Source organism: Occultella glacieicola, assembly GCF_004353825.1.
Lineage (GTDB): Bacteria > Actinomycetota > Actinomycetes > Actinomycetales > Beutenbergiaceae > Occultella > Occultella glacieicola.
Map to the genome: position 1 here is coordinate 52,063 of NZ_SMNA01000011.1, position 21,392 is coordinate 73,454.

Below are 21,392 nucleotides of genomic sequence, written 5' to 3' on the forward strand. Positions count from 1 at the left end.
TAATCGATTACGCACAATCTACCCACACCCGGCGCACCGAGTTCAACGCCCACCAGCGCGGGGCGGCCAGCATGACGGCGGTGGCCATGCCGGCCGCGTGCGCCCGGTCGTCGTCGACTGCTACCGTCCGGAGTTCGGCGCGCCGGTGGCGTCGGGCCCGATCACGTCGTCCGGGAGCACAAGACCGCGGTCCACGAAGGTGGCCGTGAGCGCCGCGGCCACCACGCCTGGATCGCTGATGCCGGTCTCGGCGGCCACGGAGGAGGTCACCGCCGGGTCCACGTCCTGCTCGAGTGCGGCCGCGCAGGCGGCCGTGACCGACGCGAGCGGCCCGGTGTCACCGACCTGGATCACCGAACTCACCTGCCAGGCGTTTCGGGACACCCGCTGGGCGGTGCCACTGATCTTGACCACGCCGCGGGCGTTCACACTGAACTCGCCCGGACAGTACTCCGCGGGCACAGGTCCGACCCGGGCGTCGATACCGAGCCCCGCGAACACCTCGACCAAGGCGTCGGTGTGAGCCGCGAACCGCTCCCGCGGACCGATCCGGGCCACCGGGTCCGCCCCGTAGTGCTCCACCACGAGGCTGCCCCGATGCAGCGGCGCGAAGGCGCCGCCGACCGGTCGCACGACCGGCCGGAAGCTCGCGGCCCGGGCGACCTCGACGGCCGCGGCATAGCCGGGGTGCAACTGGTCACGCCGGCTGAACGCCAGGATCCGGCCGGGCCTGCGCAGGTGCAGCAGGCGCACCGGACCGGTCGCCTCGTGCAACCGGTGCAGGAGGGCGGGCACGTGGCCGAACGGGTCGTCCGGGTCGGCCCCCGCGAGTTCCGCACGCCGGTGCGCGAGGAACTGCTCGGTCCGCTCCCCCGGTGGCGCGCCGTCCGGGGTCACCGGGAGGGGTCGGTATCCGGCCCGGCCGGTCCGGGTCCGGCGCTTGTCGGACGAGGATCGGTGGGCCTGCGACCGTCCGGGTCAGTCCTGCCCGGCGAGGTGCCGGACGGGGTGGTCGGGTCGGGCCCGGCGAGGTCGTCGAGTTCGTCGAGCGGCACCGGCCAGTCCAGGGAGCGGGCTCGCGCGGCGCCACGCGGACGCTCGCCGCTCCGTGCCACGTCACCGGAGGCGATCGTTCCGTCGGCGAGGAGGCGGTCCCCGGAGCCGCTCGTGCCCGAGCCGGGCGGCGGGCCCTCGGACGCGCTCGTGCCCGCGTCCGGGAGCGTGCCGCGGGATGTCGCGGCGGGCGGTCCGGCCGACCCGGGACCGGTCCCGACCGCCGGCGGCTCGAGGCCCGGTCCGGGCGCAGGTCGCGGCGCCGGTTCGACGCCCGACCCGGCCCGCTCGTCCGAGCCAGGCGGCACGTTCGACCCGGCCCGCTCATCCGACCCGGCCCGCTCGTCCGAGCCAGGCCGTACGTTCGAGCCCGGCCGCTCGGCCGACGCGGGCCGCTCGGCCGGGCCGGGCTGCTCGCCCGGCGCACGCCTGGTGCGCCGGCGACCGCGCGGCTCCTCCTCCGGTGCCGAGGTGCCGAGCGCCCCGGAGGCCACCTTCCCGCGGAGCTCCTCGAGCTCACGCTTGCGCCGGCGGGAGCTCCAGACCAGATACCAGATCGCGACCGCCAGCAGCACCGCCACGATCACGCCGATCAGGGAGGCGAGACGGAACGAGGGGGCCTGGATGAGCATGTCGTTGCGCGCCACCCGGGTGCTCTCCAGGCCGCCGACGGCGACCGCCAGGGTGAGCACGTTCGGCGCCGTGAACAGCACCGCCACACCGCCGATGATCAGCCGGGTGCGGGTCGAGTACCGGGCCCGGACCGCCCAGAACCCGAGTGCGATCGGGACGGCCGTGAACACGAAGCCGATCGTCAGGCCGAGTAGGACCCCGGCGCTGCTGACCCCCTCGACCTGGTTGCCGATGGTCCGGGCCCACCAGCCCGGAAGCACCGCGCTGCCGACCAGGTACAACACCGCCACGACCGCCACGGCGGCGACCACGACGGTGGGCCACCGCAGCCACGCGGGGATGGCTGCCTTGGATCCGAGCGTGGTACCCCTCGCGGGATCCTCCGGCCGTTCGGGCGGGTTCCCATCCTTGGCTGATCGTGGGCTCATGCGTCACATCCTGTCAGCCCTCGCCCGAGCACGCCCGAGCCACTCCGGGCGGCCGGGCGGCGAGTCAGTCCCCGCCCTCTCGACGTAGTCTGAAACAGAGGGACGCGGCGACTTCCTCGAGGACCACGCGACTGCATCCCCGGCCCTCATCCCGCGCCGCTCAGACCAGCGAGTCCTCCCACGCGTGGTGCAGCGCCGCGAACCGGCCGTCACCGGCGATCAGCTCCTCGGGAGTGCCGTCCTCGACCACCCGGCCGTCGCTCATCACGAGCACCCGGTCCGCGATCGCCACCGTGGACAGCCGGTGCGCGATGATCAGCGCGGTCCGGTCGGCGAGCAGCGTCTGCAGACCACGCTGGACGAGCCGTTCCCCGGGGATGTCCAGCGAACTGGTCGCCTCGTCCAGGATCAGCACGGCCGGGTCGGCAAGGAACGCCCGGGCGAACGAGATCAGTTGCCGCTGTCCGGCCGAGACCCGGCCCCCACGCTTGTTCACGTCGGTGTCGTAGCCGTCCGGGAGGGCCAGGATGAAGTCGTGGGCACCGACGGCCCGGGCCGCGGCCTCCACCTCGGAGTCCGTCGCCTCCGGCTTGGCCAGCGCGATGTTGTCACGCACCGTCCCGGAGAACAGGTAGGCCTCCTGGGTCACCATCACGATGGCGCGGCGCAGGTCCCGGGAGGCGAGCTCGCGCAGGTCGACACCGTCGAGGGTGACCGAGCCACCGGTGACGTCGTAGAACCTGGCCACGAGCTTGGCCACCGTGGACTTCCCGGCGCCGGTCTGCCCCACGAGCGCGATGGTCTGCCCGGCGGGGATGTCCAGGTCCAGGTTCGGTAGGACGACCTTCCCGGCGCCGTACCCGAACTCCACATCGGAGAAGCGCAGGGCCCCCTTGGCGTTGGGCAGCGGCACGGGATCGGCAGCCTGCCGGACCGTCGGGATCTCCTCGAGCAGCCCGGAGATCTTCTCCAGCGCCGCCGCGGCGGACTGGAACGAGTTGTAGAACATCGCCATCTGCTGCACCGGCTGGAAGAACCGCTTCGTGTACAGCAGGGTTGCGATCAGCACGCCGACCTCGAGCGAACCGTCCAGGACCCGGAACCCACCGAACGCGAGCGCGACGGCCACCGTGACGTTCCCGGTCAGCTGCAGCGCCGGGTCGTAGATGCCGTTCAGGCCCATGGTCCTGGCGGTGTTGGCGCGGTAGTCCTCGGTGAGGGCGCCGTAGCGGGCGTTGTTGGCGTCCTCGCGGCGGAACGCCTGGACGGCCCGGATCCCGGTCATGTTCTCGACGAAGTTCACGATCAGACGGGCCGAGGCGACCCGGGAGATCCGGTAGAGCACCTGGGAGCGCTTCTGGAACCACCGGGTGATCAGCCAGACCGGGATCGCCGCGACCAGCAGCACCAGCCCGGCCTGCACGTCCAGCACGAACAGCGACACGGCGGTGAAGACCATGTACAGGAAGCCGGACGCCAGCGACGTCACGCCCGAGTCGAGGAGCTCGCGCAGCGCCTCCAGGTCCGAGGTCTGGCGCGAGATGATCCGGCCCGAGGTGTAGGACTCGTGGAACTCCAGGCTCAGCCGCTGCGTCTGCCCGAACACCCGCTGGCGCAGGTCCAGGAGCACGGTCTGGGAGACCCGCGCGGCGAGGCGGATGAACGCCGCCGTGGTGGCGCCGGCCACGATCGCGGCGAGGACGTAGCCGCCGCTGATCCAGATGGCGGGGCCCCAGTTGCCGGCCTGCGCCTGCGGCAGTGCCGTGTCGACCGCGAGCGCGATCAGCGCCGGCCCGAGCACCCGCGTGGCCTGGGCGATCACGACGAGTACCACGGTGCCCACGAACGTGGCCCGCAGCGGGGCGAGCGTCGAGCCGAGAAGCCGCAGCGACCGCCGTCGGACCGCCTTGCTGTGCACCCGGTCGAGCTGGCTGTTCTCCTCGTCCTGGACCCCGAGCGGCACGGACGGGGTTGCCGGTACCCCTTTCATGAGCGCACCTTCCCCACGAGCTCGCTCTCCTCGTCCTCGATCAGGCTCGAGATCACGAACCGGTAGTGGTCATGGCTCACGAGCAGTTCGGAGTGGGTGCCCACCCCGGTGACCCGGCCGTCCTGGAGGACGGCGACCCGGTCCGCGAGCGCCACGGTCGAGGGCCGGTGCGCCACGATCAGGGTGGTGGTGCGCTCGAGCTCGGCGCGCAGCTGCTCGGTGACGGCCTCCTCGGTGCTCACGTCGAGGGCGGAGAGCGGGTCGTCCAGCACGAGCACGTACGGCCGGGCGGCGACGGCCCGGGCGAGCGCGAGCCGTTGCCGCTGTCCCCCGGACAGGCTCATCCCCTCCTCGCCGATCAGGGTGTCCACGCCGTCGGGCAGGTCGTGGACGAACAGGGCCTGCGCCACGGTGAGCGCCCGCTCCAGGTCCCTCTGGTCGTCCTGGCCCGGTGGTGCCCCGAACAGCACGTTCTCCCGCACCGACGCGGAGAACAGGGTGGCGTCCTCGAACGCGATCGACACGAGCGTGCGCAGGTCGCGGCGGGTCAGGTCGCGCACATCCACGCCGTCGATCCGCAGGGAGCCCGCGGTGACGTCGAACAGCCGCGGCACCAGGGACGCCATGGTCGTCTTCCCGGACCCGGTCAGGCCGACCAGGGCCATCGTCTCCCCGGGTCGGATGTGCAGGTCCACCCCGGACAGCACCTCTTCCCGTGGCGCCTCGCTCGGCACGGTCGTCGGGGCCGGGATGAGGTCGATCGGTGGCGCGTCCGCGTAGTGGAAGTGGACCCCCTCGAACGTCACCTCACCGCGCGGGGCGTTCACCCGCACCGGTTCGGCCGGGTCCGTGACCTCGTTCACGGTGTCGAGGACCTCGAAGTACCGGTCCACGGCGGTCTTCGCGTACAGCGACATCGAGACGAGCTCACCCAGCCGCTCGACCGGGCCGTTGACGACCCCGGCGGTGGCGAAGAACGCGACCAGCGCACCGACGGTCATCTGCCCGTCGACGACGAGCCATACCCCCGCGAACACGCACAGGCCGAGCACGACCTCCGAGATCGTCATGATCGCGAACGAGAACATCGACAGGACGCGGGCCTTGCTCAGTTCGGTGCCGCGCAGCTCGTCGGCCTGGCTGGAGAAGTTCCGGTAGGCCTCCCGGCCCCGACCGTACGCCTTCAGCACCCGGATGCCGTGCACGGACTCCTCGACGGTGGTCGCGAGGTCTCCGGCCTGGTCCTGGCTGAGCCGGGAGATCCGACGGAACCGGCGGGAGAACCGGTAGGAGAAGAACACGACGGGCAGGGCTCCGATGAGGTACGCGACGCCCAGCGGCGCCGCCATCCGGATCATCAGGACGATCCCGACCACGATCGTGGTGGAGTTCACCACCAGCATCACGATCCCGAACGAGAGCCACCGGCGCAGGCTGGACAGGTCGCTCATCGACCGGGACAGCAACTGCCCGCCCGGCCACTGGTCGTGGAACGCGATCGGCAGGTCCTGCAGGTGCCGGAACAGCGACATCCGCAGACCCGCCTCCACGCGCGTGCCGGGGATGAGGATGAAGGCACGCCGGGCGGCGATCAGCCCGGCCTCGAGGATCCCGAGTCCCAGGACGAGCAGAACCGCGAACCAGACACCCGAGGTGTCGCCGGCGTCCACGGAGCCGAGCAGCGGCCCGTTGACGGCGTACTCGAGGACCTGCGGGATCGCGAGCGCGCACAGGCTGGCGCCGAGGGCGCAGATCATGCCGGCGATCAGGCGTGGCAGCGCCGGCTTCACGAATGGATAGAGGCGGGCGAGGGTGGCGACGACCGGCGTGTCCGCCGAGGAGGCCGCTGGCCGGGACCTCACGAGTGCGTCGGGGTTGTTCGAACCTTCAGTGACGGCATGGCAGAGCGCTGACCTCCGAGGGTGCAGGTCGGTTGTGACGTCCGCATCGGCCGTCCGACAGCGGGGTCGGCGGGGGAATACGGCGGTTACCTCAACACTACTCTCATCGGCGTCGCACCTGCACCTGGATTTCGGTCCGTGGGACGCCGACGGCGCAACCCGCGCCGGACTGGTCCGCTCGCCCCGCCCGGGCGCGGTACCGGCAGGCCGCAGTGGGGTCGACGTCGAGGTCCAAACGTTTCGATCATGGGATGAGGCGTGGCCGGGTGGACCTCGACAGAGGCCTCGGCGCGGTTCAGGCCGACTTCTTGGTCCGCCGTCGGGTCGGCTTGGCCTCCTCTGCCTCGTCGTCCGCCTCCGCCTTCGCGGTCTTCGACTTGGTGTCCTTCGCCGTGCCGGACTTCGAGGCGGCGGACTTCGAGGTCTTGGCCGCGCCCGAGGTGGACGTGCTCTTCGCCCGGCTCGAGGAGGGCTTCGACGCAGGCGACCCGCCGTCGTCGTCCGCCTCGGCGGTCGTGCTCGCCGTGTCCCGCTTCGCGCGCGACGCCTCGACGCTGCGGCGCAGGGCCTCCATCAGGTCGAGGACCTCGCCACCCTCCTCGGCCTCCTCGGGCGCCTCGTTCTCGAACGCCTCGCCCTTCTCGAGCTTGGCCTCGATCAGGCGCTTCATCTGCGCCTGGTAGTCGTCGGTGAACTCCCCGGGAGCGAAGTCCGACTCGTAGCTGCTGACCAGGGCCGCGGACATCTGGAGCTCCTTCGCGGAGATCTTGACGTCGTCGGCCAGGGCCGGGAAGTCCGCTTCGCGCACCTCGTCGGACCAGAGCAGGGTCTGCAGCAGCAGCACGTCGCCGCGCACCCGCAGCGCCGCGAGCCGGGTCTTCTGCCGGAGGGTGAAGGAGACGATCGCGGTGCGCTCGGACTCCTCCAGGGTGCGGCGCAGCAGCACGTAGGACTTCGTCGACGCGGACGTGGGGGCCAGGTAGTAGGAGGATTCCAGCATGATCGGTTCGACCTGCTCGCTCGGGACGAACTCGAGCACATCGATCTCGCGACTGCGCTCGGCCGGGAGCGTCTGCAGGTCGTCATCGGTCAGCACGACGGTCTGCTCGCCGTCCGTGTAGGCCTTGTCGATGTGCTCGTAGGGCACCACCTCGCCGCACACCTCGCACTTGCGCTGGTACCGGATCCGGCCGCCGTCCGCATCGTGCACCTGGTGCAGCTTCACGTCGTGGCTCTCCGTGGCCGAGTAGACCGACACCGGCACGTTCACGAGCCCGAACGTGATGGCCCCCTTCCAGATCGACCGCATCGGCCCTCGCCTCTCCCTCGACACCACGATTGTCAGTCCCAGTACACACGTCCGACGGACCGAGCGCCAGACCACGCGGCGTCCATCATGCGGGACGTCCGGACGGTCGGTGGTTGTGCCGGCCCCGCGCTCCTAGCCTGGCAGACGCCCTGACGCCAGCCGAGGAAGAGGACCATGTCGCTGCTGCTCATCGAGACCACCACCCCCGCCGACGAGGGAGCCCGCACCTATCTGGACCGGATCGCCGCGGCCATCGACCCGGTCGGAGCCGACTTCGTCGAGGCGCAGGTCACCGCGGACGGCAAGGTCTTCGTCATCGCCGACCTCGAGGGCGGCGCGACGAGCGAGGCCACGTTGGCCGCGCTCGCCGGGGCCGGGATCGGGGTCGAGGACTCCGCGCCGGTGCGGCTCGTCGGTGCGGACCTCGCCCAGATCAAGGCGACCCGGCCCGCGGGCCAGTACCTGGTGGAGTGGGACATCCCCGCCGGGATCAGCATGGACGCCTACCTGACCCGCAAGGCCGAGAAGAGCCCGCTCTACGACCAGGTGCCGGACGTGCAGTTCCTGCGTACCTACGTCCGCGAGGACATGGTGAAGTGCCTGTGCTTCTACGACGGTCAGGACGAGGCCGCCGTCCGGCGCGCCCGCGACGTGGTCTCGACCCCGGTGGACCGCCTGCACGAACTGGACACCAAGGTCTTCGGATGACGGTCGCCGCCGCGCCCACGGCGCTCACGGACCGGTCCCCCCTGCCGGGCACGCACCTGGACGAGATCGCGGCGGACGCGGCCCGGGTGGATGCCGAGCGCGTCGACCTGCGGCCGGCCGTGCGCCGGATCCTCACCGGCGGCGGGCTGCACCGGGGTACGGACGGCGTGGCGACCCAGGCCGCAGTGATCGCCGAGGTGGCCGGGCGGTGCATGAGCACCGCGTTCTCCCTGTGGGGGCACCGGATGGCCGTCGAGTACCTGGACCGGTTCGGCGGGCCCGAGCAGTCCGGTCGGCTGGCCGACGTGGTGGCCGGGGTCCGGCCCGGGGTCTCCGCGATGGGTGCCTCGTTCAAGCACTTGGCCCAGCTGCGGGCGGGCGTCCCGCCCGCGGGTCTCGGCATCCGGGCCCGCAGGGACGACTCAGGTGGCCCGGGTGGCACGGACCTGATCCTGGACGGGTTCGCGCCGTACGCGACGAACCTGCATCCCGACGCCGTGGTCGTGATCGGCGCGCACCTGGTCGAGGAGAACGGCGTCACGGACGTGGTCCTCGCGATCGACCTCGACCAGCCCGGCGTCGAGGTCAGGGAGGCCACGGATCTCCTGGCGTTGAACTCCACGACGTCGGGGTCCGTGCGTCTGGACGGCGTCCGGGTTCCGGCGACGGCCGTGCTCCCGACTCCGTTCGAGGACCTCGTGGGCGGTGTCCGGGGCGTGTTCCTGGTGCTGCAGTCGGCGTTCTGCCTGGGGCATGCCGCCGGCTCGCTGGCCCACGCGGACGGACCCGGTGGCCCGTTCGCGGACGAGATCGCGGCACGCCGGGCCGACCAGGATCGCCTGGCCGGGACGTTGGGCGATCTCGCGACCGGCGCCCATGCCGCCGCCGACCACACCGAGTACCTGCGGGTCCGCCTTGAGTCGATGGAGCAGGCTCAGGCGAGCGCGCAGTTGGCCCTGTGCCTGACCGGGGGGCGCGGCTACGCCCGGACCCACCCGGTCGCCCGCGGGCTGCGGGAGGCCGCCTTCCTGCCCGTGCAGGCCCCGACGAAGGGACAACTCCTGTGGGAGCTGCAGTCGCTGAACTCCGCGGCGTAGGCGTCGCCTACGGCGGGCGTCCGGTGCTCGCCGACGTCGACCTGCGGATCGAACCGGGTGAGCTGCTCGCCATCGTCGGCCCGTCCGGGGCCGGCAAGTCCACGTTGCTGCGGGTGCTCGCGAGCCTGCGCGAGGCCGACTCCGGGCAGGTGCTACGGCCGGAGGCCGGCGGTGGTTCGACCCGCGTGGTCTTCCAGGCCCCGCACCTGCTGCCGTGGCGCTCCGTGTCCGGGAACGTCCGGATCGGGCTGGAGTACCGCGCCAACGGTGGCCACCGCCGCCGGGGCCGCGCGGACGCGAACGCCCAGGTGGCCACCGCGCTGGACGAGCTGGGCATCGCCGATCTCGCGAACCGGCGTCCCGGGCAGCTGTCCGGCGGACAGGCCCAGCGGGTGGCGGTCGCCCGGGCGGTCGTCGCGAATCCCTCCCTGCTGCTGCTGGACGAGCCGTTCGGCGCCCTCGACCCGCTCACCCGGGCCGACGCCCAGGAGTGGCTGCGCGGCGTCCGCGAGCGGCTCGGGATCGCCATGCTGCTGATCACCCACGACCTCGAGGAGGCGCTCTACCTCGGCGACCGGGTCGGCCTGCTGCATGCCGCGCCCGGACCGCTGGAGTTCCTCGACTCCCCCGTTCACGAGCGCGCCGATCTCGCGGACGGCACGGCGCGCGCCGCCCTCCTGCACCGGTTCACGAGCAGCGGTGAGAGCAGCGACCTGGACAGTTCCGCCGTCGGACCGGGATCCCTCGCCGAACCGGAACCGGCCGGGGCCTCCCGGCGGCAACTGCTCACGGTCGGTGGCGCAGCCACCCTGCTCGCCGTGCCGGCCGTCGCCGCCGGCGTGGCCCACGCCCGGGAAGTGCCCGCCGACGCCGGCGACGACGCGCCCGGCGCCGATCCTGCCGAGGTCGCCACCCTCCGGATCGGCTACCTGCCCATCACCGACGCTTCGCCGCTGCTGCTCGCCCATGCCGACGGCGACTTCGCCTCGCGGGGCATCGACGTCCCCGAGCCCACCCTGTTCCGCGGCTGGGCGCCCCTGGTCGAGGCACTGCAGGGGGGCCAGGTGGACATCGTGCACCTGCTCATGCCGCTCGCGATCCAACTTCGCTACGGCGCGGGCGTGCCGGTCAAGGTTCTCGGCTGGAACCACACCAACGGATCGGCGCTCGCGGTGGCCCACGACGTGGACGACCTCGCCGACCTCGCTGGCACCACCTTCGCGGTGCCTGGCTGGTACTCCGTGCACAACGTGGTCTTCCAGAAGATGCTGCGCGACGCGGGCCTTGAGCCCGTCATCGACACCGAGCCGGGACCCGGGACCGTCCAGTTGGTGGTGCTGCCGCCCGCGGACATGCCGACCGCGCTCGAGGCGGGGACGGTCTCCGGCTACATCGTCGCGGAGCCGTTCTGCGCCGTCGCCGAGGTGCAGGGCATCGGGAAGATCCTGCGCTTCACCGGGGACGTCTGGAAGGACCACGCCTGCTGTGTGACCGTGGTGCACGAACGGCTCGTGACGGAACGGCCCGACGTGGCGGCCCGTGCCCTGGAGGCGATCGTGGCCGCCCAGCTGCGGATCCGCGACGACCGGCACACCGCCGCCGTCGGGCTCTCCGAGGGTGGGTACCTGCCCCAGCCGTTGCCGGCGATCGACCTCACCCTCACCGAGGAGCAGGATCCCGCCTACGTGACCTCCGGGGCCGTGCAGCACCCCGAGTGGGAGTCCCACCGGATCGACTTCCAGCCCTATCCGTTCCCCGGCTACACCGCGGAACTCGTCGACGCGATGCGCGAGACCACGGTGGACGACTCGCTCGACTGGCTCGACGCCGTCGAGACCGGCGATGTGCACGCCGACCTCGTCGCGACCGATCTGAACCTGGCCGCGATCGAGTCGGTCGGCGGACTCGCCGCGTTCGGGGTCGGCCCCGACCGAGTGGAGGTGATCGCGCCATGAGCGACGTCCAGCTCGCCGAGGCACCGGTCCGAACGCCCGCCCCGACAGTGCGCCCGGCCGGTGACGACCGGAGCAGGCCGCCGCGCGGCGCCTCCCTGGCCGCCCGCGTGCTCGCCCGGGTCGCCGTGGTGGCCGTCGTCCTCGCGCTCTGGTGGCTCGCCACCGGGGTGATCTTCGCCGACAACGCCGTCGTCGCCCGGATGGGTCCGTGGGCCGCGATCTCGGAACTGGTCCTCAGCCTCGGCGACGTGGCGACCCTGGACGCGGTCGCCGTCTCCCTCGGCCGGCTGCTGGCCGGGCTGGGCCTGTCCATCGTGGTGGCGGTCCCGCTCGGGCTGCTGCTCGGGTCGAACGCGCTGCTCGACTACGCCTCGGCACCGGTGGTGCAGTTCCTGCGGATGACGTCGCCGCTGGCCTGGGCGCCGCTGGTGATCGTGCTGCTCGGCAGCGGTACCCCCGCGGTGATCGCGCTGGTCGCGCTCGCGACCACCTGGCCCGTGGTGCTCGGCACTGCGAGCGGCCGCCGGGCCATCGACGCCGGCATGCTGGACATGGTCCGCTCGCTCGGCGCCACCCGGTGGGAGGGGATCCGCACCGTCGTCCTGCCCGGACTCGTCACGCACCTACGGACTGCGGTCCGGGTGGCCCTCGGGGTCGGTTGGGTCGTGCTGGTCCCGGCCGAGATGTTCGGGGTCACGAACGGGCTCGGCTACGCGATCCTGAACGCCCGCGACAACCTCGACTACGAGGCCCTCGCCGCCACCATGCTGCTGATCGGGGTGGTCGGGTTCCTCCTGGACTCGATCCTGCGCGCGGTCGGCGCCGACGACCAGGCCTGACCGGCCGGCGAGCTCGACCCGCGGTCGCGCACCCGCCTCGCCGTAGAAGCGACCCTCGCGCGCCTTCACGGCGGCCACGAGCACGAAGCTCAAGGAGACCAGCAGCGCCCACGAGCCCCACTTCCCGGCGTGCACCATGCGCCAGATCTCGGTCTGGTCGGGGTACTGCCACGCCCCCAGGAACGTCGCCGCGTTCTCGGCGACCCACAGGAAGAAGCCGATCAGGACGAACGAGACGGTGAGCGGCATCGAGTACCGGCGTGCGCCGACGACGTAGAACACCCGGCTGCGCCAGAGGGCCACGACGAACCCGGCGGCGATCAGCCACCTCAGGTCCGCGATCACGTGGTGGGTGTAGAAGTTCGCGTACGCGGCCGCGGCCAGGACCACGGCCGGCACCCAGCGGAAGTCGGTCACCCGCAGGTCGAACCGGCGGAACGCCTGGCACAGGTAGGAGCCGACGGCCGCGTACATGAAGCCCGAGTACAGCGGGACCCCGCCGACCTTCGCCCACGCGTCCTCGGGGTAGGCCCACGACCCGGCGTTCACCTTGTACAGCTCGAGCGCGAGCCCGAGCAGGTGGAACGCCGCGATCACGGCGATCTCACGTCCGGTCTCGAGGCGGAGCAGGTAGAACACGACCGTGATCGCCACGCCGTACAGGGCCAGGGCGTCATAGCGGGCGATCGGCAGCGGCACCACCGCGCTGGCCGCGAGACCGGCGAAGATCGCCGCGGCGAACAGGCAGCACTGCACCTGGAGCCAGCCGAACCGCAGCAACTGCCCAACGGCGGCCGCCACCCCTCTCGAAGGAGCGGCGGCGAGGGCGATGGGCGTGTCGGTCACGGCCAGAAGCGTGCCAGCGCCACCGGCCGACCTGCGCGCCCGGACCGCCGGTTCCGCAAGACCCGCCCATCAGTCCCACCCAACCTCCCCGCGGTGTCCACGATCGGCCGGGCCACCGACACCCGGGCGAGCGTGCGATTCCCCGGCGCGTCCGGCCCATCGGCCGTGCAACGGCACCCTCGCGCCGATCGGCTCCCGGCGAGCGTGCGGATCTTCGGCCCACGTGACCGATCGGCCGCAACATGCCTCTCTCGCACCACCGACCGCGGCGAGGGCGAGCACCTGAGCGAGCGGACGCCGTCGTCGGCCTGTCACCATGGGTGGATGGCCCGCAACTCCGAGACGTCCGTCGCCGTCGACGGTCGGCGGGTGCGCCTGACGAACCTGGACAAGGTCCTCTACCCCGCGACCGGCACCACGAAGGCCGAGGTGATCGCGTACTACTCGGAGATCGCACCGGTGATGCTGCCGCACTGCTCGGGCCGGCCGGCGACGCGGAAGCGGTGGGTGAACGGGGTGGGTACCGAGGACGACCCCGGCCAGGTGTTCTTCACGAAGAACCTCGACTCCGGCACGCCGGACTGGGTGGTGCGCGCCGAGCTGACCCACAGCGACCACACGAACGTCTACCCCCTCGTCGGCGACCGGGCGACCCTCGTCTGGCTGGCGCAGATGGCGGCGTTGGAGATCCACGTCCCGCAGTGGCGGTTCGACTCCGCGGGGCGCCCACGCAACCCCGATCGGATCGTCTTCGACCTCGACCCCGGCCCCGGCATCGAGCTGGCGCAGGTGGCGCAGGTGGCCCGGTTCGTGCGCGAGGTGCTGAGCGGAATGGGCATGGACGCCGTTCCGGTGACCAGTGGCTCCAAGGGCATCCACGTGTACGCGGCGCTGCCCGGCGTGCATACCTCCAGCCAGATCAGCGACCTGGCCAAGGAGCTGGCGCGGAGCCTGGAGGCCGACCATCCGGACCTGGTGGTCTCGGAGATGGCGAAGGCCAAGCGGGTCGGCAAGGTCTTCATCGACTGGAGCCAGAACCACTCGAACAAGACGACCGTGGCCCCGTACTCGCTGCGCGGGCGCCATCATCCGACCGTCGCGGTCCCCCGCACCTGGGACGAGCTCGCCGAGAAGGACCTGCGCCACCTGGACCTGACCGAGGTGCCCGCCCTCGTCGCCGAGCGCGGGGACCCGATGGCGGCGCTGGAGAGCGTGGCCCACTCGACGGACACCGCCGGGGGGCATGGTCCGGACCGGCTGACCGCCTACCGCGCCAAGCGGGACGCGGCCCGGACCCCCGAGCCGGTGCCGCACGCGGCGCCACCGGAGGTCACCGAGCCGGTGTTCGTGATCCAGGAGCACGACGCCAGCCGGCTGCACTGGGACCTGCGCCTGGCCCACGAGGGCGTCCTGGTGAGCTGGGCGCTTCCGAAGGGGGTGCCGACCGATCCGGCCGGCAACCACCTGGCCGTGCAGACCGAGGACCACCCGATGGAGTACCTGACCTTCCACGGATCGATCCCGCGGGGCGAGTACGGTGCCGGCGAGATGACGATCTGGGACACCGGTACCTACGACCTGGAGAAGTGGCGCGAGGGCAAGGAGGTCATCGTCACCCTGACCGGGGCCGACGGCGGTGGGCTGGCCGGGTCGGTCGGGCGCAGCGCCCGGTTCGCCCTGATCCGGACCGGCCGCCGTGACGGCGACGATAACCACTGGCTGATCCACCTCATGAAGCCCCCCGGGCCGGCCCCGAACGGGATGACCGCCGACGGCGGAGGGCGGGTCCCGAAGGATGGCTCGCCCGGTCGCGTCTCACCGGCCCGAGCCGGCCGCGCCGTCAGCGCTTCCGCGGAAGCACCGACACCGGGGACGAGGATCACCACCACACCCCCACCACGACCCGCTTCCGCGCAAGCGCTCCCGAACCACACCCGCACCGCCGGACCGCCCACCACCGCTTCCGCGAAAGCGCGCGACCGCGTCGGCGGCTCGACCTCCGCCGCCCGCTCCGCGGCTCCGCCGCTCCCGATGCTCGCGACGCTCGGCTCGCCCGTCGACGTACCGGACGGGCCGGGGTGGGCGCTGGAGATGAAGTGGGACGGGATGCGCGCGGTCGCCGTCGTGGACCGGGACGCGGACCCGGTCGTGAGGTTGTGGGCCCGGAGCGGACGTGACATCACCGCGACGTTCCCGGAACTGGCGGCGCTCACCGACGCGGTCTCGGTCGAGCGGGCCGTGCTCGACGGCGAGATCGTCGCCCTGGACGCCGGCGGGCGCCCGGACTTCGCCGATCTGCAACCCCGGATGCAGGCCACCAACCCCCGGGAGATCGCGGCCGCCGCAGCCCGCCGCCCCGTCCACCTCATGCTCTTCGACGTCCTGGAGGTGGACGGCACCGAACTCCTGGACCAGCGCTATGACGACCGACGGGCCGCACTCGAGACCGTCGTCGACGCCCCGGCCGGCGGCATCGTCCAGGTGCCGCCGGTGTTCGACGGCGACCTCGACGCCGCCGTCGAGGCGTCGCTGGCCTGGAACCTGGAGGGGGTCGTGGCCAAGCGGCGCGACTCGCGCTACCTGCCCGGGCGGCGCGCCTCGAGTTGGATCAAGATCAAGCACACCCGCACGCAGGATGTGGTCGTCGGGGGTTGGCGCCCCGGGCAGGGCGGCCGCACCGGGCAGGTCGGCTCGCTCCTGGCCGGGGTCTTCGACGACGACGGCGCTCTGCACTACGTGGGCCGGGTGGGCTCGGGCTTCACGGCGGCCGAGACCTCTGCGTGGGTCCGCGAGTTCACGTCCACCGCCCGGGACCGCAGCCCGTTCGAGGAGGTGCCCGCCCTGGACGCCCGGGACGCGCACTGGCTCGAGCCGACCCGGGTCGGGGAGGTCGCGTTCGGCGAGTGGACCCCGACGGGCCGGCTGCGCCACCCGCGCTGGCGCGGCTGGCGGCCGGACCTCGACCCGGCCACCGTCCGGCGCAACGGCTGACGGCGCGCCCGACCCGAACCGCGGCGGGCCCGCTCAGAGTGCGGCCGGGACCCGCCGGCGTCGAGCCCCATGGGGGTGCGAGGCCCGGTCGAACGGGTCCGGGTCGTCGAGCGAGTCGGTGTCGTCGTAGGACGCCCGGTCCTCGGTCAGCCGCGGCCTGACCGCCACGACGTCCTCGGGCGACTCGGCGTCGGCGAGCGGCGTGACCTCGGTGCGGGGCGACCCGTTCCCGAGCGACGTGCCGTCGGCGGTGGGCCCGACGTCGGCGACCGCGACGTGCCCGGCGAACGGCTCAGGCTCGGCGAACGGCTCAGGCTCGACGAACAGCTCGGGCTCGGCGATCGGGCCCCCATCGGTGACCGACCCCGCATCGGCGACCCGCTCGCCCGACGCACGCTCCGCCGTCGGCCCGGTTACCGCGGTGACCGCTACCGGCACCGCGACCTCCTCGACAGCCTCCGCCGCTCGCGGCGGGGGGACGTCGAGACCCGCCTCGGGGGCCGGCCCAGCCACGGCAGCGACGGGCACGACCGGTGCCGCCGAGACCGTGCCGGCGCCGTGCACCCGCGGCACGACGTAGACGAAGCCGCGCCCCGGCCGGTTGCGAAGCCGCAGCACCGGCTTGAGGTCACCGCGGCGGGCGAGGATGGCGCCGACCACGGCGACCCCAAGCAAGGGGCCGACGGCGCACGCCGCCAGGCCGGCGTGGGCACCATGGTGCTCGGCGACCCAGCCGATCAGTAGGCCGGAGAAAGCCTGCGCGCCCATGTTGATGAGCACGTACAGGGACAGCACCCGGCCACGCATCGCCGGGTCGGCGCTCGTCTGCACGAGCGTGTTGCTCCGGGTCAGGTAGAGCAGGCAGCTCAGCCCGACGCCGAAGAGTGCCACCAGGAACAGCCAGAACACGGACAGCGCGGAGGCCACCAGGAGCAGAACCCCGAGCGTGGCGGCACCACCGACGAGGGTCCGCAGCCGCAACCGTCGGGCGCGGCCGGCGAAGATCGCGCCTGTGCACGCCCCGGCGGCGAGCGTCGAGGTGAGCAGGCCGTAGCCGCTGGCGCCGGCGCCGACCACCTCGCTGGCGTACTGCGCGAGCACCGTGGCCATGTTCACCCCGGTGATCGCGACGAACCCGACCAACACGCAGGCCCAGAGGATCTCGGGCTTGCTCCGCACGTGGGCCAGGCCCTCGCGCAACTGTCCCTTGGCCCGTGCCACCACCGGCGCGAGGTGCATCTCCGCTCGCCTCATCCGGAAGATCAGGAACGCCGCGATCCAGCAGGCGAGCGCGTTGGCGACGAACGCCCAGCCGTTGCCGACCAGGGCGATCAGCGCGGCGGCAAAGGCCGGGCCGATCAGCGCGCCGAGCTGGAACACGGAGGTGTTCAGGCTGATCGCGCGGCGGAGCAGCTTCGGGCCGGCGATCTCGTGGATGAACGCCTGACGGGCCGGGTTGTCGATGACGATCGCCATCCCCCCGAGCAGGGCCGAGGCGAGCACGTGCCAGACCTCGACCACACCGAGCAGGGTGAGCACCCCGACCACGAGCGTGAACGTGCCGAACAGCGTCTGGGTCACGGTCAGGATCCGCTGACGGTCGTACCGGTCCGCGATCACACCGCCGAACAGGCCGAACAGCAGCATCGGCGCGAACTGCAGCGCGACGGTGAGACCGACCAGCGCGGCGGAACCGCTCAGTTCCAGCACCAGCCAGTCCTGGGCCACGCGGGCGGCCCAGCCGCAGGTGCTGGTGAGCACCTGGGAGGAGACGTAGTACCGATAGTTGCGCACGCGCAGGGCATCGAGGATGCCGGAGCCGGCGGCCGGCGAGCGGAGGGGGCGGAGGGCGAACGGGGACGGGAGCCTGGGGAGGCGGGCCGAAGACACAGGGGGTCCTTGGAGAAGAGCGCGAGTGAGTGAGTCGGAGTCGGACCGAACGAACGGTTTCGAGGTAGTACCGGGGGGCTCACGGCAGTGCGAACGGCACCGGGGCGACCCCTCGGAAGTGAGGCGGTACCGCCAACCCTAGGTAGCCTTGACCCATAAGTCGAAGCCATACATCCTATAAGTGCCATTGCCAATCGCAATGAGTAGCACGACATGATCGAATCGTTACGACGACAAGGTGCGGCCTTTGTTCGATCCCACCCTGCTGCGTACCTTCCTGGTACTGAGCGAGACGCTGAGCTTCACCCGGACCGCCGAGCGGCTGGGCATCTCGCAGCCGACGGTGAGCCAACACGTGGGCCGATTGGAGCGCGCCTCGGGCCGTTCCCTGGTCCTTCGGGACACCCGGGCGGTCACGCTGACGGACAACGGTGAGGCGATGGCCGGCTTTGCCCGCACCATTCTCGCCGCCCACGACCAGGCCGTGGCGTACTTCACAGGCTCGGCGATGAGCGGCCGGCTCCGGTTCGGCGCGGCCGACGACCTGGCCCTGACCCAACTCCCCCGGATCCTGCGGGACTACCGCCAGTTGCACCCGCGGGTCAGCCTCGAGCTCACGGTGGCCCAGTCCGGCCTGCTGCACCGGCGGCTGCTGGCCGGGCACCTGGACCTGGTTTTCATCAAGGAGAACCCCGGCGAGACCGAGGGACAACTGGTCCGCCGGGACCGTCTGGTCTGGGCCGGACTGCCGAGCACCCACATCGACCCCGGCGACGTGGTGCCGCTGATCACGTACCCGAACCCGAGCCTGAGCCGGCTCACGGCGGTGCGCGCGCTCGAGGACGCCGGCCGCACCTGGCGGGTGACCTGCACGACGCGGGAGATCAACGGGGTGCTGGCGGCGGTCCGCGCGGGCCTGGGCGTCACCCCGCTCGCCCAGAGCCTGATCCCGCAGGACCTCTCGATCCCGCCGGCGGCGTCGGGCCTGCCCCCGCTCGGTGACGTCGACCTGACCCTGGTCGCCAACCCCCGCGCACCGGTCGCCCCGGTCGCCGCGCTGTCGGCCGCGATCCTGGGCCGCGGCGGCGACCCGCTGGTGCCGGTGCAGCGCTGACGGCGGCCGGCTTGGCGGGAACTACCCGCCGCAGGTCGTGCGCGTCAGACCTCGGACTTCGTGGACTCGAGCGCCTTCGCCTGCTGCACGAAGTAGTCGACGAACAGCCGGCCCACCGTCAGCACCACGAACCCGAGGGCTGCACCGCTGACCAGCGAGACGATCCCGCCGAGCAGGCTCCCCACGCTGCCGTACGGGCCGAACGCCCAGAACTGTCCGATCGCGTTGAACAGCCCACCCACTGCGAGCACGCCCGCCAGCACGATGATCGCGATATACGCGAGCTTCGCCGTCTTCAGCGTCGAGGGTTGCGCGAACTCGGTGTCGAAGAGCCCGGGCCCACCCGGCGCCGTCGGGTACGGCGCGCCGCCGTACTGACCACCGAAGCCCTGCTGGCCCGGCTGGCCGTACTGGCCCTGTTGACCGTGCGGGCCCTCCTGGCCGTATTGGCCCTGCTGTGCTGGTTGCCCGGGCTGCTGGCCGTGCTGCGGGTAGCCGGCGGGCTGCCCGTAGGCGCCCGGAGCCTGGCTCGCCTGCCCGTACGCATCCTGGACCGGAGCCTGGCTCGCCTGCCCGTACTCACCGGACGGGTTCTGTGGTGCGCCGTACTGCCCGGGGACACCCTGCGGCGACTGTGGTGGCTGGTACTGGCTCATGTGTCGAAACCCCTCGGAGAACGTGATCGGCTGCGCAGGCATCACCCGCGCTCAGCAACCTTAGGCCCCCAGCCCCACGGGTCCGGCAGGGCGGGTGGGCAGTCCTACCCGTCGGACGCCGGCGGCCGGCCGGCTCCGCGACCGCCCCACCACCCGCGGACCCCGGTCTTGTGCCCGGCAGCGGGCGCTCAGTACGGTCGGTCCTGACCGACCAGGAACAGGAGACACCACGTGAGCGACGCCCGCGCCACCGGCTACCTGCGGGAGAACACCAGTGGCCTGGAACTCGTGTTCGAGCGCACCCTCGAGGCTCCGGTCGCCGAGATCTGGTCCGCGCTGACCACTTCCGAGGGCACGGCCTCCTGGATCGGCACCTGGACCGGCGACGCCCGGGAGGGCGGCACCGTCTCGTTCACGATGACCGCCGAGGACAGCGCCGAGCCGGAGGACGTCACGATCCTGGAGTGCCAGGCACCGAGCCGGCTCCAGGTCGAGTTCTCCAGCGAGGCCGGGGTGTGGCACCTGGAGGCCGACCTGCAGGAGGTCGACGGCGTCACCAGGCTCGAGTTCTCGCAGCTGCTCGATCAGGGCCAGGACATCACCGGCATCGGCCCTGGTTGGGACTTCTACCTGGACCGCCTGGTGGCGTCCCGCACCGGCGCGGCGATGCCGTCCTGGGACGACTACCACCCCGCCCTCGCCGAGCACTACGCCGGACTCGGCTGATCCACTGTCGCGCGGCGGCGCCGTCGGGCAGGATGGGTGCAGCACACACCCGCCTGCGAAGGAGCGACGATGACCAGCCACGAGGTCCGCGCCGGGGTCACGGACCTGGACGGTCTGGCCCGTGAACACCTGGCCCTGGCCGCCGAGTCCCCACACGGGCGCAGCGCGCACCTGTTCGTCCACGACGGGCCACTGCGTCAGACCATCGTCGCGATCCTCGCCGGCTCCGAACTGCCCGAGCACAACGCCCCGCCGGCCGCGAGCCTGCAGGTACTGACCGGCCGGATCGTGCTCTGGAGCGCCGACGCCGAGGACGAGGTGGCCGCCGGCGGGGTCATCTCGATCCCGCAGACCCGGCACGGCGTGCGCGCCGTCGAGGACTCCGCGTTCGTGCTGACGGCGGTCACCTCGACCCCGCTGGGCGGTCGGGACTGGGGCATCAGCCAGGCGCACTGACCCTGCCGCGGACCGCCGGGAATGCCGGGCTACCCGTGCTCGTTGCCACCGATATGACGAAACCCTCCCTCACCGTTGACATCTGGTCCGACATCGCCTGCCCGTGGTGCTACATCGGCAAGCGGAAGTTCGAGGAGGGGCGCCGCGCCTACGACGGCGAGGTCGAGGTGCGCTACCACTCGTTCGAGCTCTCGCCGGACACGCCCGTCGACTTCGAGGGCAGTGAGGTGGACTTCCTCGCGACCCACAAGGGCATGCCGGCCGGCCAGGTGCGGCAGATGCTCGACCGAGTCACCGCGATCGCCGCCGAGGTCGGGCTGACCTACGACTTCGGCACGCTTCGCCACACGAACACCCTCCTCGCCCACCAGGCGCTGCACTACGCGAAGGCCGAGGGAAAGCAGCACGACCTCCTGGAGCGACTGTTCGCCGCGTACTTCGAGCAGGGCCGCCACCTCGGTCACGCCGAGGAACTTGCCGACCTCGGGGCCGAGGTCGGGCTGGACCGGGAAGCCCTGCTCGCCGCGCTCGAGGCGCAGACCTACGCCGACGACGTCCGCGCCGACCTCGACCAGGCCCGTGCGCTCGGGATCTCGGGCGTGCCGTTCTTCGTCATTGACGGCAAGTACGGCGTGTCCGGAGCCCAGAGCCCGGAGACGTTCACCGAGGTTTTGGAGCACGTCGCCGCCGACGAGGCTCGCGCCGGAGCCGGCGTTGAGTGAGCCGGCGTTCCCTCCGCCGGCCATGCCGGGCCCGGCCGGCCTCGCCTCGATCCCCGGGCTGCCGGACCTCGAGGCGGT

At 72.3% G+C, this 21,392-nt stretch carries 16 protein-coding genes and 1 pseudogene; 9 read left to right on the plus strand and 8 right to left on the minus strand.

All coding sequences use genetic code 11. The annotated features are described in order from the left end of the window. Positions 1-120 precede the first annotated feature (120 nt). The 5 genes from EXU48_RS19575 to ku form a co-directional block, all read right to left on the minus strand. Positions 121-897 carry a lipoate--protein ligase family protein gene (locus tag EXU48_RS19575; protein WP_133109377.1) on the minus strand — a complete coding sequence of 259 codons (777 nt, stop codon included), beginning with the start codon at positions 895-897 and terminating at the stop codon, positions 121-123. Then, on the minus strand, positions 894-2,114 hold the full coding sequence (locus tag EXU48_RS19580; RefSeq protein ID WP_133109378.1) for a polysaccharide biosynthesis protein: 1,221 nt from the start codon (positions 2,112-2,114) through the stop codon (positions 894-896). Before EXU48_RS19580 ends, EXU48_RS19575 begins: the two co-directional genes overlap by 4 nt. A gap of 160 nt (positions 2,115-2,274) precedes the next feature. Beyond that, positions 2,275-4,104: an ABC transporter ATP-binding protein gene (locus tag EXU48_RS19585; RefSeq protein ID WP_133109379.1), complete on the minus strand. Its 1,830-nt coding sequence runs from the start codon at positions 4,102-4,104 to the stop codon at positions 2,275-2,277. Next, positions 4,101-5,861, minus strand: a complete 1,761-nt coding sequence (locus EXU48_RS19590; RefSeq protein ID WP_133109454.1) for an ABC transporter ATP-binding protein — start codon at positions 5,859-5,861, stop codon at positions 4,101-4,103. Before EXU48_RS19590 ends, EXU48_RS19585 begins: the two co-directional genes overlap by 4 nt. A 439-nt stretch (positions 5,862-6,300) precedes the next feature. After that, positions 6,301-7,314, minus strand: coding sequence for a non-homologous end joining protein Ku (ku, locus tag EXU48_RS19595; protein WP_133109380.1), 1,014 nt, complete (start codon positions 7,312-7,314; stop codon positions 6,301-6,303). Between the two features lie 174 nt (positions 7,315-7,488). Between ku and EXU48_RS19600 the strand changes: the two genes are divergently transcribed. From EXU48_RS19600 to EXU48_RS19610, 4 genes are read left to right on the plus strand one after another with little or no spacing between them, the layout of a single operon-like run. Beyond that, on the plus strand, positions 7,489-8,022 hold the full coding sequence (locus EXU48_RS19600; RefSeq protein WP_133109381.1) for a DUF4242 domain-containing protein: 534 nt from the start codon (positions 7,489-7,491) through the stop codon (positions 8,020-8,022). Continuing rightward, on the plus strand, positions 8,019-9,119 hold the full coding sequence (locus tag EXU48_RS24605) for an acyl-CoA dehydrogenase family protein (protein WP_165962900.1): 1,101 nt from the start codon (positions 8,019-8,021) through the stop codon (positions 9,117-9,119). The genes EXU48_RS19600 and EXU48_RS24605 overlap by 4 nt, the downstream gene beginning before the upstream one ends. After that, complete coding sequence (locus tag EXU48_RS19605; RefSeq protein ID WP_165962901.1) at positions 9,086-11,074, plus strand: ABC transporter substrate-binding protein; 1,989 nt, start codon at positions 9,086-9,088, stop codon at positions 11,072-11,074. Before EXU48_RS24605 ends, EXU48_RS19605 begins: the two co-directional genes overlap by 34 nt. After that, positions 11,071-11,913 (plus strand): ABC transporter permease, encoded by an 843-nt coding sequence (locus tag EXU48_RS19610; protein ID WP_133109383.1) that lies wholly within the window; start codon positions 11,071-11,073, stop codon positions 11,911-11,913. The genes EXU48_RS19605 and EXU48_RS19610 overlap by 4 nt, the downstream gene beginning before the upstream one ends. A gap of 96 nt (positions 11,914-12,009) precedes the next feature. On the opposite strand, the pseudogene EXU48_RS19615 reads toward EXU48_RS19610, so the two are convergent. Further along, positions 12,010-12,759 (minus strand): annotated as a pseudogene (locus EXU48_RS19615) (DUF817 domain-containing protein); the annotation flags it as partial. A 324-nt stretch (positions 12,760-13,083) separates the two neighbouring features. On the opposite strand from EXU48_RS19615, the gene EXU48_RS19620 reads away from it, so the two are divergent. After that, positions 13,084-15,750, plus strand: a complete 2,667-nt coding sequence (locus EXU48_RS19620) for an ATP-dependent DNA ligase (RefSeq protein ID WP_133109384.1) — start codon at positions 13,084-13,086, stop codon at positions 15,748-15,750. A 33-nt stretch (positions 15,751-15,783) separates the two neighbouring features. Here the strand turns inward: EXU48_RS19620 and EXU48_RS19625 are convergent, their stop codons facing one another. After that, positions 15,784-17,640 carry an MFS transporter gene (locus EXU48_RS19625; RefSeq protein ID WP_235857153.1) on the minus strand — a complete coding sequence of 619 codons (1,857 nt, stop codon included), beginning with the start codon at positions 17,638-17,640 and terminating at the stop codon, positions 15,784-15,786. A gap of 247 nt (positions 17,641-17,887) precedes the next feature. Between EXU48_RS19625 and EXU48_RS19630 the strand changes: the two genes are divergently transcribed. Beyond that, complete coding sequence (locus tag EXU48_RS19630; protein ID WP_133109385.1) at positions 17,888-18,754, plus strand: LysR substrate-binding domain-containing protein; 867 nt, start codon at positions 17,888-17,890, stop codon at positions 18,752-18,754. Between the two features lie 44 nt (positions 18,755-18,798). On the opposite strand, the gene EXU48_RS19635 is transcribed toward EXU48_RS19630, so the two are convergent. Continuing rightward, complete coding sequence (locus EXU48_RS19635) at positions 18,799-19,410, minus strand: DUF4282 domain-containing protein (RefSeq protein WP_133109386.1); 612 nt, start codon at positions 19,408-19,410, stop codon at positions 18,799-18,801. 231 nt (positions 19,411-19,641) lie between these two features. On the opposite strand from EXU48_RS19635, the gene EXU48_RS19640 reads away from it, so the two are divergent. The 3 genes from EXU48_RS19640 (at position 19,642) to EXU48_RS19650 (ending at position 21,314) form a co-directional block, all read left to right on the plus strand. Then, complete coding sequence (locus EXU48_RS19640; RefSeq protein WP_133109387.1) at positions 19,642-20,136, plus strand: SRPBCC family protein; 495 nt, start codon at positions 19,642-19,644, stop codon at positions 20,134-20,136. Between the two features lie 69 nt (positions 20,137-20,205). Further along, positions 20,206-20,592 carry a cupin domain-containing protein gene (locus EXU48_RS19645; RefSeq protein WP_133109388.1) on the plus strand — a complete coding sequence of 129 codons (387 nt, stop codon included), beginning with the start codon at positions 20,206-20,208 and terminating at the stop codon, positions 20,590-20,592. A 53-nt stretch (positions 20,593-20,645) separates the two neighbouring features. Continuing rightward, on the plus strand, positions 20,646-21,314 hold the full coding sequence (locus EXU48_RS19650) for a DsbA family oxidoreductase (RefSeq protein WP_133109389.1): 669 nt from the start codon (positions 20,646-20,648) through the stop codon (positions 21,312-21,314). Positions 21,315-21,392: the final 78 nt, after the last annotated feature.

What these genes read in the sequence shown, in the direction of transcription:
- EXU48_RS19645 (WP_133109388.1), top strand. Translation starts at nt 20,206, where the DNA reads ATGACCAGCCACGAGGTCCGCGCCGGGGTCACGGACCTGGACGGTCTG.
- ku (WP_133109380.1), bottom strand. Translation starts at nt 7,314, where the DNA reads ATGCGGTCGATCTGGAAGGGGGCCATCACGTTCGGGCTCGTGAACGTG.
- EXU48_RS19610 (WP_133109383.1), top strand. Translation starts at nt 11,071, where the DNA reads ATGAGCGACGTCCAGCTCGCCGAGGCACCGGTCCGAACGCCCGCCCCG.
- EXU48_RS19600 (WP_133109381.1), top strand. Translation starts at nt 7,489, where the DNA reads ATGTCGCTGCTGCTCATCGAGACCACCACCCCCGCCGACGAGGGAGCC.
- EXU48_RS19590 (WP_133109454.1), bottom strand. Translation starts at nt 5,861, where the DNA reads ATGATCTGCGCCCTCGGCGCCAGCCTGTGCGCGCTCGCGATCCCGCAG.
- EXU48_RS24605 (WP_165962900.1), top strand. Translation starts at nt 8,019, where the DNA reads ATGACGGTCGCCGCCGCGCCCACGGCGCTCACGGACCGGTCCCCCCTG.
- EXU48_RS19620 (WP_133109384.1), top strand. Translation starts at nt 13,084, where the DNA reads ATGGCCCGCAACTCCGAGACGTCCGTCGCCGTCGACGGTCGGCGGGTG.
- EXU48_RS19580 (WP_133109378.1), bottom strand. Translation starts at nt 2,114, where the DNA reads ATGAGCCCACGATCAGCCAAGGATGGGAACCCGCCCGAACGGCCGGAG.
- EXU48_RS19585 (WP_133109379.1), bottom strand. Translation starts at nt 4,104, where the DNA reads ATGAAAGGGGTACCGGCAACCCCGTCCGTGCCGCTCGGGGTCCAGGAC.
- EXU48_RS19650 (WP_133109389.1), top strand. Translation starts at nt 20,646, where the DNA reads ATGACGAAACCCTCCCTCACCGTTGACATCTGGTCCGACATCGCCTGC.
- EXU48_RS19635 (WP_133109386.1), bottom strand. Translation starts at nt 19,410, where the DNA reads ATGAGCCAGTACCAGCCACCACAGTCGCCGCAGGGTGTCCCCGGGCAG.